Annotated in this window: 14 protein-coding genes and 1 tRNA gene; 12 read left to right on the forward strand and 3 right to left on the reverse strand. The window is 65.5% G+C overall.

Annotated features, from left to right (window positions below):
* Window positions 1–125 precede the first annotated feature (125 nt).
* Window positions 126–314: a hypothetical protein gene (locus tag QX108_RS32515; RefSeq protein ID WP_315786354.1), complete on the reverse strand. Its 189-nt coding sequence runs from the start codon at window positions 312–314 to the stop codon at window positions 126–128.
* A gap of 123 nt (window positions 315–437) precedes the next feature.
* Between QX108_RS32515 and QX108_RS32520 the strand changes: the two genes are divergently transcribed.
* From QX108_RS32520 to lepB, 10 genes are all read left to right on the forward strand, one after another.
* Window positions 438–650 (forward strand): hypothetical protein, encoded by a 213-nt coding sequence (locus QX108_RS32520; RefSeq protein ID WP_172130955.1) that lies wholly within the window; start codon window positions 438–440, stop codon window positions 648–650.
* Window positions 651–680: 30 nt separating this feature from the next.
* Window positions 681–1217: an HNH endonuclease gene (locus QX108_RS32525; protein ID WP_315786359.1), complete on the forward strand. Its 537-nt coding sequence runs from the start codon at window positions 681–683 to the stop codon at window positions 1215–1217.
* 565 nt (window positions 1218–1782) lie between these two features.
* A tRNA-His gene (locus QX108_RS32530) sits at window positions 1783–1856 on the forward strand.
* A gap of 381 nt (window positions 1857–2237) precedes the next feature.
* Entirely contained in the window at window positions 2238–3389 is a 1152-nt protein-coding gene (locus tag QX108_RS32535; protein WP_315786361.1) for a slipin family protein, read from the forward strand.
* A gap of 228 nt (window positions 3390–3617) precedes the next feature.
* Window positions 3618–3905, forward strand: a complete 288-nt coding sequence (locus tag QX108_RS32540) for a GIY-YIG nuclease family protein (RefSeq protein ID WP_315786363.1) — start codon at window positions 3618–3620, stop codon at window positions 3903–3905.
* A 284-nt stretch (window positions 3906–4189) separates the two neighbouring features.
* The gene (locus tag QX108_RS32545; RefSeq protein WP_315786366.1) at window positions 4190–4321 is read left to right on the forward strand and encodes a hypothetical protein; all 132 of its coding nucleotides are present in this window, start codon (window positions 4190–4192) and stop codon (window positions 4319–4321) included.
* Window positions 4322–4522: 201 nt separating this feature from the next.
* Window positions 4523–5863 (forward strand): RtcB family protein, encoded by a 1341-nt coding sequence (locus tag QX108_RS32550; RefSeq protein WP_315719438.1) that lies wholly within the window; start codon window positions 4523–4525, stop codon window positions 5861–5863.
* Window positions 5864–6053: 190 nt separating this feature from the next.
* A complete protein-coding gene (locus QX108_RS32555; RefSeq protein ID WP_315719439.1) occupies window positions 6054–6635 on the forward strand; it encodes a 2OG-Fe(II) oxygenase in 582 nt (193 codons plus the stop codon).
* 244 nt (window positions 6636–6879) lie between these two features.
* Complete coding sequence (locus QX108_RS32560) at window positions 6880–8235, forward strand: RtcB family protein (RefSeq protein ID WP_315786371.1); 1356 nt, start codon at window positions 6880–6882, stop codon at window positions 8233–8235.
* A 124-nt stretch (window positions 8236–8359) separates the two neighbouring features.
* Window positions 8360–9568: a signal peptidase I gene (gene lepB / locus QX108_RS32565; protein ID WP_315786585.1), complete on the forward strand. Its 1209-nt coding sequence runs from the start codon at window positions 8360–8362 to the stop codon at window positions 9566–9568.
* A 223-nt stretch (window positions 9569–9791) separates the two neighbouring features.
* Here the strand turns inward: lepB and groL are convergent, their stop codons facing one another.
* Entirely contained in the window at window positions 9792–11432 is a 1641-nt protein-coding gene (gene groL / locus QX108_RS32570) for a chaperonin GroEL (protein ID WP_315786374.1), read from the reverse strand.
* 91 nt (window positions 11433–11523) lie between these two features.
* The gene (groES, locus tag QX108_RS32575) at window positions 11524–11838 is read right to left on the reverse strand and encodes a co-chaperone GroES (RefSeq protein ID WP_008969797.1); all 315 of its coding nucleotides are present in this window, start codon (window positions 11836–11838) and stop codon (window positions 11524–11526) included.
* A gap of 380 nt (window positions 11839–12218) precedes the next feature.
* Here groES and QX108_RS32580 point away from each other — a divergent pair, with 380 nt between their 5' ends.
* Together QX108_RS32580 and QX108_RS32585 are read left to right on the forward strand one after the other, a co-directional pair.
* On the forward strand, window positions 12219–12503 hold the full coding sequence (locus QX108_RS32580) for an usg protein (protein ID WP_009030613.1): 285 nt from the start codon (window positions 12219–12221) through the stop codon (window positions 12501–12503).
* A gap of 417 nt (window positions 12504–12920) precedes the next feature.
* The gene (locus QX108_RS32585; RefSeq protein WP_315786379.1) at window positions 12921–13550 is read left to right on the forward strand and encodes a cupin domain-containing protein; all 630 of its coding nucleotides are present in this window, start codon (window positions 12921–12923) and stop codon (window positions 13548–13550) included.
* The last annotated feature ends 97 nt before the right edge of the window (window positions 13551–13647 follow it).

A 13647-nucleotide genomic window follows, 5' to 3' on the forward strand; every position in this document is an offset into this window, starting at 1 on the left:
GATGATACGGCTATGGCTCGAAGTCGCACCGCGCCGAGCCCTCCTAGCCTCTTAATTTGGATTCTTGCCCAGCCTCGACGGGCAGTCCGGCTGTTGCCGATCTGCCGCGCTCGACCGCAGCACTATCATTTGCCATCGCCATCCGGCCTTGACGGCTTCGGAAAATTCTGCGCATAGCTCTGCCCCATCGAAAACGGACCGCCGATATCGGGCGCTCCCTTGAGGACCACGACCGTGTTGAGCCTAAGCTCACATCTCGCGAACACCCCCGCCAACGAACGGCCATTCACCTGGTCGCGCGGCTGGTTCGGCATGGGCGTCGCCTGTCAGGGTCCTGACAATCTCGCACTGTCCCGGGCGAAACCGGGACTTCAAATTTCAGCAGACGTGTAATTCGCGGCGGGATCCGACCCTCCGCACATCGAGCGGAGGGTCAGATGACCCGCATGACGAGCGAAGACCCTGAGATTTGCGACCACGCACGCGCGCTGTCCTCGCCGGTGGCGCTTGCCTTCGTGCGCATCGCGATGGCCTGCCGCGGCGTCAGCGAGGCAGCCGCGCGGCAGATCTATCTCGACTACATCCATGGCGCTGCGACCGCGCACGCGCCTGACGAATCCGGTCGTCCCGTCGGACATCCGCAATCATGAGCCGGCCGAGCCCGAGAAAGGAGGTCGACGATGTCAGCAACACATCCCGCGCTCGTTCTCAACGCCGACTTCCAGCCGCTGAGCTACTTTCCGCTGTCGGTGGTCAGTTGGGAGGATGCGATCCGCGCGGTGGTCAGCGGCTCTCACGTCGTGGTCGCGGAGTACGACCGGGTTGTCCGCAGCCCGAGCGTCAGCATGCGGCTGCCGTCGGTGATCGCGTTGCGCGACTATGTGAGGCCTGCGATGCGCGTGCCGTTCACGCGCTTCAACGTCTTCCTGCGCGACCGGTTCGAATGTCAGTATTGCGGTGGCCGTTATCTCCACGGCGAGCTGACCTTCGACCACGTCGTGCCGCGCGCCGATGGCGGCGAGACGTCGTGGGCCAACATCGTCGCGGCCTGCAGTCCGTGCAACGCGCGCAAGGACCGTCGCTACCTCAAGCCGCGGCGGCCGCCGTTCGAGCCGACGCGGCACGAGCTGATGGCCGCCCAGCGCCTGTTCCCGCCGAGATTCCTGCATGTGACATGGCAGGATTATCTGTATTGGGACGTGGAGCTGGAGCGGTGAAAGGGCGTGGAGCCCGGATGCGCCTGCGTCGATTCCCAAAGGGCGTCGGCGCAGGCGGCGTCCGGGTTCCTATCGGCTGCGCGTGTGAACCCGGATGTCGCTTACGCTCATCCGGGCTACGAAGTTGCGTACCGTATCATGATCTGCATCGACACAGCGGTCATTCCGGGGCGCGCGTAGCGCGAGCCCGGAATCCATAGCCACATCTGCTCATGTGGCGCGAGATGCGAGTGGCGCTCATCTTCGTCAAATGTCCGCTCGTGGTTATGGATTCCGGGCTCGCGCTGCGCGCGCCCCGGAATGACGACGTGGCGAGATCCCGAGGTCATTAGCTGAGTTCGAGTCAAAAATAGTGATGCATCTACAAACTAACACTTGCCATGTCGTATTAGTCGATCTATACGCGCCGTCCTTCGCTTCGGCCATGGGTTCGGGCTCGTTGAGATCCCGACTGGTGCGGGCCGGCATCCGGTGGCGTATTCCGCTGAAGAGAAGATACGCGTCGAAGCTCATGGTGAGCATCGGGTGAGAGCCCGACGGCATCGGTTCGAATCCGATCGACACACAATGGATAGCTCAGATGGTTAGAGCAGATGACCATGAATCATCCTGTCGCGGGTTCGACTCCCGCTCCAGCGCTCCGCGCGTTAGCTTTGCAAGCTAATTTCCTCTGACGAGGACCGGACGCGCGCTTCAGTCGCGGTTCGGCCGTTCTGCTCCGAGGCAATGCCTCGGTCATGGCGACCTGATCGGGACACTGCAGAGCCGGCTCTGTGCCGCGGTGGATACCGCGTCGCGTATGGCCGGGACAGCTTGCGCATCGCCACGTCCGCTAAGGCGGCCGTGAGGTGTGCAGGCGCCCGGCCGCACCCGACGCTCAAGCCGCGGCCCGCTCGGTTCAGGCAGGAAGCGCCGTCCGGTCCTCACGTCCTTTGAATTTCAAACTGCTGCGGGCGTGGGCCGGCAGCCAACAGAGCGGGGCCCGGCATCCGGCCGGACCTTGCGTGACAGGAGAGTGCCATGAGCTGGCATGTGATGATGAAGACGCAGACGGTGGCGGATGGCGAGCGGGCGCTGGTCTGGCGCGATGGCCAGCTCGTGCGCGTGCTCGGTCCCGGCCGTCATGCGCTGCTCGATCCGCTGCACCGGCAGACCGTGCAGGTGTTCGACGTGGTCAAGGCCGAATACCCGGCCGATCGTTACGCGGTGCTGAAGGCGGCGCGGGCCGATCTCGCGGCCGAGCTGTTCGAGGCGGTGGAGACGGGCGCGAACGAGATCGCGATCGTGAGCCTCGACGGCCGGCCGGCGCACCTGCTGACGCCGTGGCAGACCCGCGTCTACTGGAAGGTGGCGACGCGGGTCGAGGCGGAGCGGGTCGACATCACCAGCGACGTGCGCGTGAGCGTGCGCCACCTGGCGATGATCGAGCGCAACCGCCCGGGCATCGTGACCGAGGTCGTGGTCGAGAACCACGAGGCCGGTCTGCTCCACGTCGACGGCAAGCTGACGGAGCGGCTGGCGCCGGGCCGGCATGCGTTCTGGGCGATCGGCCGCAAGGTCGAGGTCAAGCGCCTCGATCTCAGGCCGACCGCGCTCGAGATCACCGCGCAGGAGATGCTGACCAAGGATCGCATCGCGCTGCGGGTGACCTTGACGGCGTTCCGCCGGATCGTTGATCCGGAGGCGGCGCTGGCGACGACGCCGGACGTGGATGCGTGGCTGTACCGGCTGGTGCAGTTCGCGATCCGCGAGGCGGTGGCGTCACGCACGCTCGACGAGGTGCTGGCGGCGAAGGCCTCGCTCGACGCCGAGCTGCGCGACTACGTGCGCGCGCGGCTCGACGGCTCGGGTGTGGAGGTGACGGAGCTCGGCGTGAAGGACGTGATCCTGCCCGGCGAGATCCGCGAGCTCGTCAACAAGGTGGTGGAGGCGGAGCGGCTGGCGAAGGCCAATTTGATCCGCCGCCAGGAGGAGACCGCGGCGACGCGCTCGCTCCTGAACACCGCCAGGTTGATGGAGGAGAACCCGCTGCTGCTGCGGCTCAAGGAGCTGGAGTCGCTGGAGCGCCTGGTCGAGAAGGTCGGCCGCATCGACCTGCATGCCGGTGAGGGTGCGGGCTTGGATGCGCTGCTGACGCGGCTGGTGCGGCTGAAGGCGCCGGATGCGGCGTGAGGCTGCATCGCCGAGTTACTGATGAGAAAGGCCGCCTACGGGCGGCCTTTCGTTTGTTTGTGTGATGGGAGAAGCAAGTTGCAAGTTCAACTGAGTTTCGGGAGTATGGATTCCGGGCTCTCGCTTCGCGAGCCCCGGAATGACAAGCGGATAGGGTACGGGCTCTCTCCGCTTGTCATTCCGGGGCGCCCGAAGGGCGAGCCCGGAATCCATAACCACGGCTGTCTGATGGCGTACTACGTCTATCTGCTTGCGAGCAAGAAGCATGGCACGCTGTACCTTGGCGTGACGAATGATCTCGTGCGGCGAGTCCATGAGCATCGGTCTAAGGCCACGCCAAGCTTCACGTCCCGTTACGACGTTGGCATGCTCGTCTGGGTCGAGATCTATGATGATCCAACGAGCGCCATCACCCGCGAGAAAGAGCTGAAGAAGTGGCGGCGGGATTGGAAGATCAGGCTGATCGAGGAGCAGAACCCGAGCTGGGATGATCTGTATCCGGGGATTTGTGGATGAGCAGTGAGGCTCAAATGCTCATAATGCGTATGGATTCCGGGCTCGCGCTTCGCGCGCCCCGGAATGACGGATGAGGGGGGGCGTGATCCATCCTCCCGTCATTCCGGGGCAGCCGCGCAGCGGCTGAGCCCGGAATCCATAACCACGAAACTCCATGATGTGCTCCGGCGACCCCACATCGCCAGCATTGCTCATCATTAGTAGACTCGTCACTTTACAAGTCCAAAAACACCCTGTATCTGCACGCGCCAACTTCCACGCGGTTGATCCGCAGCGAGAGACCCATGTCGTATCCGACCCCACGCCACATCAAGGACAGCGCGCTGCCGCAATCGCGGCGCCATGAGCTGGTCCTGCGCGTGCCGGCGGTCTCCGCAGCCAACGTGCTACCCGTCAATATCAGACTGATAGCCTAACGCGGCAGCGGGATCGTCCCTCTGCCGACCCGGCCAGAGCGACGATCATCCCGAGACTGGGCTCCCCACGCGGAGTCTCCCTCAACTCAGATCCACCTCCTGGCCTGCACAACCCGCTTGCGCGACGGTTCGCGCGAGCGTCGATGGCGGAAGCACCGTGTTGGTGCTCCGCGTCCTGATGCGAGCAAAGAGGAGGATCCGATGCGAGCCGATCCCTACAAAGACCGTGCGCGAGAGCTGGCCGTCGAGGCCGGGCTCGATCCGGATGCGCGGGTCGAGCGGCCCGGCCAGCGCTCGATGCCGTTGTGGTGCACCTTCCGCGACGCCGCGCGCAAGGAGCAGCTCGCGCGCGAGGCCGCGGCGCTGCCCGACACGGTGGCCAACCGGCCGCAGGCGGCGCAGTACCAGAACAGCCCGCTGAAGGTTTTCGGGACGCATGAGGCTGCCACGATCGCGCAGATGAAGAACTGCATGGCGGTCGGCAATGCCGTCGCCGGCGTGATCTGTGCCGACGGTCATCTCGGCTACGCGCAGCCGGTCGGCGGGGTGATCGCCTATGAGAAGCAGATCAGCATCTCCGGCGTCGGCTTCGACATCGGCTGCGGCAACATGGCGGTGCGGCTCGACACGCCGTTCAGCGCGATCGAGGACAAGGTCGGCGCGATCATCAAGGACGTGTCGAAGGTGATCTCGTTCGGCGTCGGCCGCAAGAACGCCGAGCGCGTCGAGCATGAGCTGTTCGATGATGCCGATGCGTGGCGGGAGTCCGACATGGACGCCTACCGGCAGAAGGCGGTCGGGCAGCTCGGCACGGTCGGGTCGGGCAACCACTATGTCGATCTGATGCGCGACGAGGACGGCTTGGTCTGGATCGGCGTGCATTTCGGCAGCCGTGGTCTCGGCCACACCTCGGCGACGCGCTACCTCAAGGCCGCCGGCGGCAAGGACGGCATGAACGTGCCGCCCGCCGTCGTCGACGAGGACTCGGAGGTCGGGCAGCGCTACATCGCCGCGATGCAGCTCGCCGGGCGCTACGCCTATGCGGGCCGCGAGTGGGTGGTGGAGCGCGTGCGCCAGATCATCGGCGGCGCGGTCACCGACAGCGTGCACAACCACCACAACTACGCCTGGCGTGAGACCCACGACGGGCGCGATCTGTGGGTGGTGCGCAAGGGCGCCACGCCGGCCTTTCCGGGGCAGCGCGGCTTCGTCGGGGGCTCAATGGGCGACGACGCCGTCATCATCGAGGGCGTCGAGTCGGAGGAGGCGAAGGCGTCGCTGTACTCGACGGTGCATGGGGCCGGGCGAATGTTCGGGCGGCGTGAGGCAAAGCGGCGCTTCACCCGCGACGAGATGGACGCCTGGCTGCAGAGCCGCGGCGTCACCCTGATCGGCGCCGACCTCGACGAGAGCCCGATGGCCTATCGGCGCCTGCCCGAGGTGCTGGCCGAGCACGCCGGCTCGGTGAAGGTGGTGCACACGCTGCGGCCGTTCGCGGTCGTGATGGCCGGCGAGGGCGAGTTCGATCCGTTCAAGGATTGAGCGCGTCCTCGTTCTCCCCTCGTCATTCCGGGGCAGCCCGCAGGGCTGAGCCCGGAATCCATAACTACGAGGGGAGTCGAACGAACGGGAGCGCCATTTGCATCTCGTACCACACGAGCGGCAGTGGCTATGGATTCCGGGCTCGCGCTGCGCGCGCCCCGGAATGACGGCGGGAATGGAGGATATGATGATGACCGAGCTCACTTGGCACGCTGACGACATCGAGACGATCGCGAGCTTTCTGTCGGCCGAGGAGTGCGATGACTACATCCGCTGGGGTGAGGCGATCGGCTTCGGGGATGCGCCGATCTCGACCTCGATGGGTATGATCATTGCCAAGGACGTGCGCAACAATGAGCGCGTCATGGTCGACGACGCCGAGCGGGCGCAGAGTCTCTATGCACGGCTCGCCGGTCATCTCGCGCCGTCGTTCCAGCATCGCTGGCAGCCGGTCGGGCTAAACGAGCGGTTGCGGCTGTATCGCTACGACGTCGGCCAGAAGTTCGATTGGCATCGCGACGGCCATTTCGCCCGCGACAACGGCGAGCGCAGCCTGTTCACCTTCCTGATCTATCTCAACGATGATTTCGAAGGTGGGGCCACCTCGTTCTGCGACGACACGGGCCTGATGCCGGAAGGTCCGCTCCGCATCACCCCGCAGCAGGGCATGGCGCTGCTGTTCCACCACCCGATCATGCATCGCGGCGATCGGGTGACGCGGGGACGTAAATACGTGCTGCGGACCGACGTGATGTACCGGCGTGCGAGGTGAGACGCCAAACTCTCTCCTCGTCATTCCGGGGCAGCCGCGCAGCGGCTGAGCCCGGAATCCATAACCCCGATCGGGGATGTGGCGAAGACCGCTGCCACTTGCACCTCGTGCCACACCGCCGTCGTGAGTATGGATTCCGGGCTCTCGCTGCGCGAGCCCCGGAATGACGGCGGAGGGAGTGTCGCAGGTGAACGCAATGCCCGTTCGCGGCAACAAACGAATCCGACCGAACGCGAGACCTGCCATGATCGACGGAAACACTCTGATTGCCTGGGGCTTGAAGCCGGGCCGCTGGTTCAAGGACGCGCTGGCGACCGCGAACGCGCTGCGCGCCGAGGGTGCCGATGATGACGCGATCTTCGTCGCGTTGCAGGCGCTGCAGCCGGCGGAGGCGTTGATGCGCACCAATGGCGTGCCGTTTGCGATGCTGATCGAGGCCGAGAACGAGCTCGAGCGTGCCAATGTCGCGGCGGTCGCGCAGCACATGGATGCGCTGATGCGGGTGCCGACCATCGTGGCCGGCGCCGTGATGCCCGACGCCTGCCCGTCGGGCACGGCGCTCGGCACCATTCCCGTGGGCGGCGTGGTGGCGTGCGAGGACGCCATCCATCCCGGCTTCCATTCGTCTGATATCTGCTGCTCGGTGGCGGTGACCGTGTTCGCGCGCAAGGACGATCCCAAGCGCATCCTCGATGCTGTCAACGCCGTCACTCACTTCGGTCCCGGCGGCCGCGACCGGCTGCACCAGCCGCCGGACGAGGTGATGCAGGGTTTTGACAACAACCCCTTCCTCAAAGGTCTGGAGCGCTTCGCGGTCGGCCATTTCGCCACGCAGGGCGACGGCAATCACTTCGCCTTCGTCGGGCATCTGAAGTCGACGGGGCAGGCGGCGCTGGTGACGCATCACGGCTCGCGCGGCTTCGGCGCGCAGCTCTACAAGCGCGGCATGGCGGTCGCGCGCAAACACACCGCGATCCACGCGCCGAAGGTCCCCGAGCACAGCGCCTGGATCAGGGCGTCGAGCGACGACGGCCGCGCCTATTGGGAGGCGCTGCAGGTGGCGCGGTTGTGGACCAGGGCCAATCATCACGCGATCCATGATCTCGCGGCGGCCAAGCTCGGCAATGCCGTCGCCGACCGGTTCTGGAACGAGCACAACTTCGTCTTCCAGAAGAGCGATGGCCTGTACTACCACGGCAAGGGCGCAACGCCGAATTGGTCCGGCTTCTCGGCCGATGATGACGGCCGCACCATCGTGCCGCTCAACATGGCCGAGCCGGTGCTGATCATCAAGCATCGCGACAACAAGGACGCGCTCGGTTTCGCGCCGCACGGTGCCGGCCGCAATCTCGGCCGCAAGGCATTCTTGCGCGAGCATCGCCCCGACCTTCCCGAGGGCATCGACGCGCGGTTCTATTGCGGCAAGCCCGACCTCTCGGAGCTGCCGCAGGCCTACAAGAATGCGGCGTCAGTACGCGCGCAGATCGCGCGTTTCGGGCTCGGCGAGGTCGTCGACGAGGTGATCCCCTACGGCTCGATCATGGCCGGCGACTGGGAGGACGACGCGCCGTGGCGGAAGAAGCGATCGGTGCCGTCGTAGGCGGGCTCTGCCCGTGCAATAGCCTTTGCGCTTTCGCTTGCGCGTGCGGCATGATTGACCGCAACCATGTCGCGCGCGGCTCAAGTGAAGCTGTGCCGAATGAGGATGATCCATGTCCGATATCATGCCCGTGACGACGCCCGAGGGATCGCCGTTCGTGTCGGTGTGGCTGCACCCGCGGCGCACGATTGCGCGCATCGTCGCGCGGTTGCCGCATCCGCTCGTTGTGCCGCTCGCGGTTGCAGGCGGGGTCGCCTCGGCCATCAACACGGTGCTCGGCTTCGGGACGGCGAACGATCTGTTCGACTGGCGCGCGCTCCTGTTCTGCTTGGCGATCGGGGGCGCGCTAGGCGTGATCAATCTCTATGTCCTCGGCGCGATCGCTGCATGGTTGGTGCGTCGACTGGGCGGCCAGGCGTCGGCCGCGGCGATGCGCGCAGCCCTCGCCTTTGGCGGACTGCCGGTGATTCTCGGCGGCGTCGCGATCGTTGCGGCATCAGCGAGCGCGGGCCAGGTCTCCGGCGTCTCGATGCCGTTGCAGATTCTGGGCGGCATCTGCGGCCTCTGGGCGATGGCCGTGACCGCAGCGATGATGGCCGAGGTCGCAGGCCTCCGTCTTTGGCGGGGCATCCTCACCTATGCCGTTGCGGCGCTGCTGGTGCCGGCGCTCGGCGCGCTGGCCGTCAGAACCTTTGCCTTCCAGCCGTTCAGCGTGCCCGCCGCCTCGATGATGCCGACCCTGCTGGTCGGCGACAACGTGTTCGCGACGAAATACGCCTATGGCTACAGCCGCTATTCGCTGCCATTCGCGCCGCCGCTGTTCGCGGGGCGCATCTTCGGCGCAATGCCCGCGCGCGGCGACGTCGTCGTCTTCCGCCTGCCGCGAGGCGAAGGCGGCGTCGACTACGTCAAGCGGGTGGTCGGCCTGCCCGGAGATCGCGTCCAGATGCGCGACGGCGTGCTTCATCTCAACGGACAGCCGGTCGCGCGCGAGCGGCTGGCCGATGTCGCGGGCGAGGAGGCTTGTGCGGGAAGTTCGCGTCCGGCGAAGCGCTGGCGGGAGACGCTGCCGAACGGCGCGAGCTATGAGACGATCGATTGCCTCGACCACGGCGCCTTCGATGAGACGAACCCGACCACCGTTCCGGCCGGACATCTGTTCATGCTCGGCGACAACAGGGACAATTCGACCGACAGCCGCATGTCACAGATCGGCGCGATCCCGGTCGAGAACCTCATCGGCCGCTTCGGCATGATCTTCTTCTCGGGGGCCGGCGGTGTCGACGAAGGACCGCGGGCCCGGTTCGAGCGGATCGGGACGATGGTGCGCTGAAGCACGCGCCGGAGTGAGGTCGGCAGAGTGTGGGGAAAGCGGCCGCTGAAAGGCGGCAGCGTGCCCGCCATCGTCCTGCAAACTCATCAGCAAGATGGTGGGCATGGCGCCACCCGTTCGCGCCTGCGGCGACGGCGCGGCCGCCTTTGCCCATTCTACTCGTCCAAAGCAAAAAGGGCGCAGCTTGCGCTGCGCCCTTGGTATTCGCGTTGGAAGCCTGACTTTAGAAGTCCATGCCGCCCATGCCGCCGCCCGGAGGCATCGCGGGGCCGCCGGCGTTCTTCTTCGGCAGCTCGGCGACCATCGCCTCGGTGGTGATCAGCAGGCCGGCCACCGACGCTGCGTTCTGGATCGCGGCGCGCACGACCTTGGTCGGGTCGATGATGCCCTTGGACACCATGTTCACGTAGTCGCCGGTCTGCGAGTCGAAGCCGTACGCATACTGCTCCTTCTCGAGGATCTTGCCGACGATGACCGAACCGTCCTCGCCCGCGTTGATCGCGATCTGGCGGGCCGGGGCGGAGAGCGCCTTGCGGACGATCTCGATGCCGGTCTTCTGGTCCTCGTTCTTGGCGCGGACGCCCTTGAGCTGCTCGGAGGCACGGAGCAGGGCGACGCCGCCGCCCGGCAGGATGCCTTCCTCGACAGCCGCGCGGGTCGCATGCATCGCGTCATCCACGCGATCCTTGCGCTCCTTGACCTCGACCTCGGTCGCGCCGCCGACGCGGATGACCGCGACGCCGCCGGCGAGCTTGGCCAGACGCTCCTGCAGCTTCTCGCGGTCGTAGTCCGAGGTGGTCTCCTCGATCTGCGCCTTGATCTGCTGAACGCGCGCCTCGATGTCGGCCTTCTTGCCGGCGCCGTTGACGATCGTGGTGTTCTCCTTGTCGATCATCACCTTCTTGGCGCGGCCGAGCATGGAGAGGTTGACGTTCTCGAGCTTGATGCCGAGGTCTTCCGAGATCGCCTGGCCGCCGGTCAGGATCGCGATGTCCTGCAGCATGGCCTTGCGGCGGTCGCCGAAGCCCGGCGCCTTGACGGCAGCGACCTTCAGGCCGCCACGCAGGCGGTTGACGACGAGCGTGGCCAGAGCCTCGCCCTCGACGTCCTCGGCGACGATGACCAGCGGCTTGCCGGTCTGCACCACGGCCTCGAGCAGCGGCAGCAGCTCGTTCAGCGACGACAGCTTCTTCTCGTTGATGAGGATGTAGGCGTCGTCCATCTCAACGCGCATCTTGTCGGCGTTGGTGACGAAGTAGGGCGAGATGTAGCCGCGATCGAACTGCATGCCCTCGACGACGTCGAGCTCGGTCTCGAGCGACTTGGCTTCCTCGACTGTGATCACGCCCTCGTTGCCGACCTTCTTCATGGCGTCGGCGAGGAACTTGCCGATCTCGGAGTCGCCGTTGGCGGAGATGGTGCCGACCTGGGCGATCTCGTCGTTCGACGTGACCTTCTTGGAGTTCTTGACGAGATCGGCGACGACCGCCTCGACCGCGAGGTCGATGCCGCGCTTCAGATCCATCGGGTTCATGCCGGCGGCAACCGCCTTGGCGCCTTCGCGCACGATGGCCTGGGCCAGCACGGTCGCGGTGGTGGTGCCGTCGCCGGCCGCGTCAGCGGACTTCGAGGCGACCTCGCGCACCATCTGCGCGCCCATGTTCTCGAACTTGTCGTCGAGCTCGATTTCCTTGGCGACGGTGACGCCGTCCTTGGTGATGCGCGGCGCGCCGAACGACTTGTCGAGGACGACGTTGCGGCCCTTCGGACCGAGCGTGACCTTCACGGCATTGGCGAGAATGTCCACGCCGCGCAGCATGCGGTCGCGGGCTTCGACGCCGAACTTTACGTCTTTCGCTGACATATTGGGTTTCCCTGAGTTGAATTGTCTGTCTCACCCCTTGGCGAGGCGCCCGCAGGCGCGCTCCTCAGGGTGAGCGTTGTGCGAGCTTGGATCAGGCGGCCTTCTTCTTGGCGCCGACGTCGGTCAGGACGCCCATGATGTCGCTTTCCTTCATGATCAGCAGCTCCTGGCCGTCGATCTTGACCTCGGTGCCCGACCACTTGCCGAACAGCACGCGATCACCGACCTGGACGTCGAGCGGGACCAGCTTGCCGCTCTCGTCGCGAGCGCCGGGGCCCACCGCGATCACTTCGCCCTGCGAGGGCTTTTCCTTGGCCGAGTCGGGGATGATGATGCCGCCAGCGGTCTTCTCTTCGGCGTCGATGCGCTTGACCACGACGCGGTCGTGAAGCGGACGGAAAGCCATACAGTCCTCCTAAGCAATTGAAGCGATTGTCAGTTTCTGGAGATTTGGCAGTCGATGCCGGCGAGTGCCAGCACGCGGGCTGGATTTAGGGGAGAGTGTCCAGCCGGGCAAGGCCTTGTAGCAGAAAAATTAGCAGTCAACTGCGCGCTCTGCCAAAGCGTTCCGATAGCGTTAACACGAGCGGAACGAAACGCGAAACACCGTATTAGCACCTGGGCTAAGTGGCTGCTAATGCAGCATTTTTCAACATGCCGTTAAACATTTAAGCTTGAGATGGGTTGAGGACATGCGTCACATTTCTTTTGCAGTGAGCGCATCTTTGCCGGGTGGCTCCATCCCGGTTGCCACGCGGACATGCGCTCCAGAAACGGAGGGTTGGCATGGTGTCGAGGGTTGAGGTTTCCGAGGACTTTCGGAAACAGGTGCTGGGTTATGGGCTGACGACCGCGCAGATCCTGTATCGGATGCCGGACCATCGCTCGCTGCTGCAAACCTATGTCTGGCAGAACTACGACCTGTTTCCGAAATTCCCGGCGCTGCAGGATTTCCTGGCGTTCTGGCAGGAGAAGATCGAGGGCCCGTTGCACTCGGTCACGGTGGCGCATTCGAAGCTGATCAAGCCGGCCGAGCTGCGCGCCGTCGACGGCGTGTTCCGGCTGCATTGAGCTGACGGGCACCGCAGCCGTCCCACCACCGGTGTCATTCCGGGGCACGCGTCAGCGCGAGCCCGGAAACCATCGGGCGGCATAACGCGCGGAGGAATGGATTCCGGGCTCGTGCTTCGCACGCCCCGGAATGACGGCCTTTGTTGGAGAAGCTACTGAATCTCTCCAATCCGTATCCCCCTAGCGACGAGGTCGCAGTTCGTAGCCCTGCATGAGCTGTGGTCGCCGCCCCATCACCGGTGTCATTCCGGGGCGCGCGTAGCGCGAGCCCGGAATCCATCGGGCGGCATAACGCGCGGAGGAATGGATTCCGGGCTCGTGCTTCGCACGCCCCGGAATGACGACCTTTGTTGGAGAAGCTGCTGACGTTCGACAACATGTGCTAGCCTTGCATCGAGGACTCGCAGGGAGAGCACCATGGCCAGCAAGAGCCGCATCACCAAACCGGCATCACGCGCCGCCGCCAAGGCCGCAGCGCTGAAGACCAGCAAGAGTAGCAAGGCGGCTGCGAAGGCGCCCGCCAAAGCCAGCGCAAAGGCCATCGCCAAGACCATCGCCAAGACGCTTGGCAACACGCCCGCCAGGCCGGGCAGGGCCGTTGCGCCGTCCGCGCGCAAGGCGCTCGTGAGCAAGGGGCGGCCGGCGCCGGCGCCGCGGCGGCCGAAGCAGAAGGTCGCGATCTCTCACCACCGCGAGGAGGATTTCAAGGCCGACGGCCTGCGCGCCTATGCGCATTATCGCGATCTCGGCATCGCCGCCGCCACCCATGGCCTCGCACGCGCGCATGTCATCCGCATGCTGCCGCCGTGCAATCCGCTGGAGGTGTCGAAGCTGCACACCCATGCCGTCGACTTCCAGATGGTCTATGTGCTCAAGGGCTGGGTGAAGAGCTACCTCGAAGGCGTTGGCGAGACCCTGATGAAGGAGGGCAGCTGCTGGACGCAGCCGCCGAAGATCCGGCACATGATCCTCGACTATTCCGACGACGTCGAGCTGCTCGAAGTGATCCTGCCGGCCGACTTCAAAACCGTCGAACTTACGACGTAAAGGCGACAGAAACGGATGGAAACATTTCACGCGCGATGGACGGCGGCCGTCGCGCGTGTGTGTTGACGTCCAGTCCCGCGTGATGGGGACGGATGGG

It is taken from the genome of Bradyrhizobium sp. SZCCHNR1002 (assembly GCF_032381435.1).
Classification (GTDB): Bacteria; Pseudomonadota; Alphaproteobacteria; order Rhizobiales; family Xanthobacteraceae; genus Bradyrhizobium; species Bradyrhizobium aeschynomenes.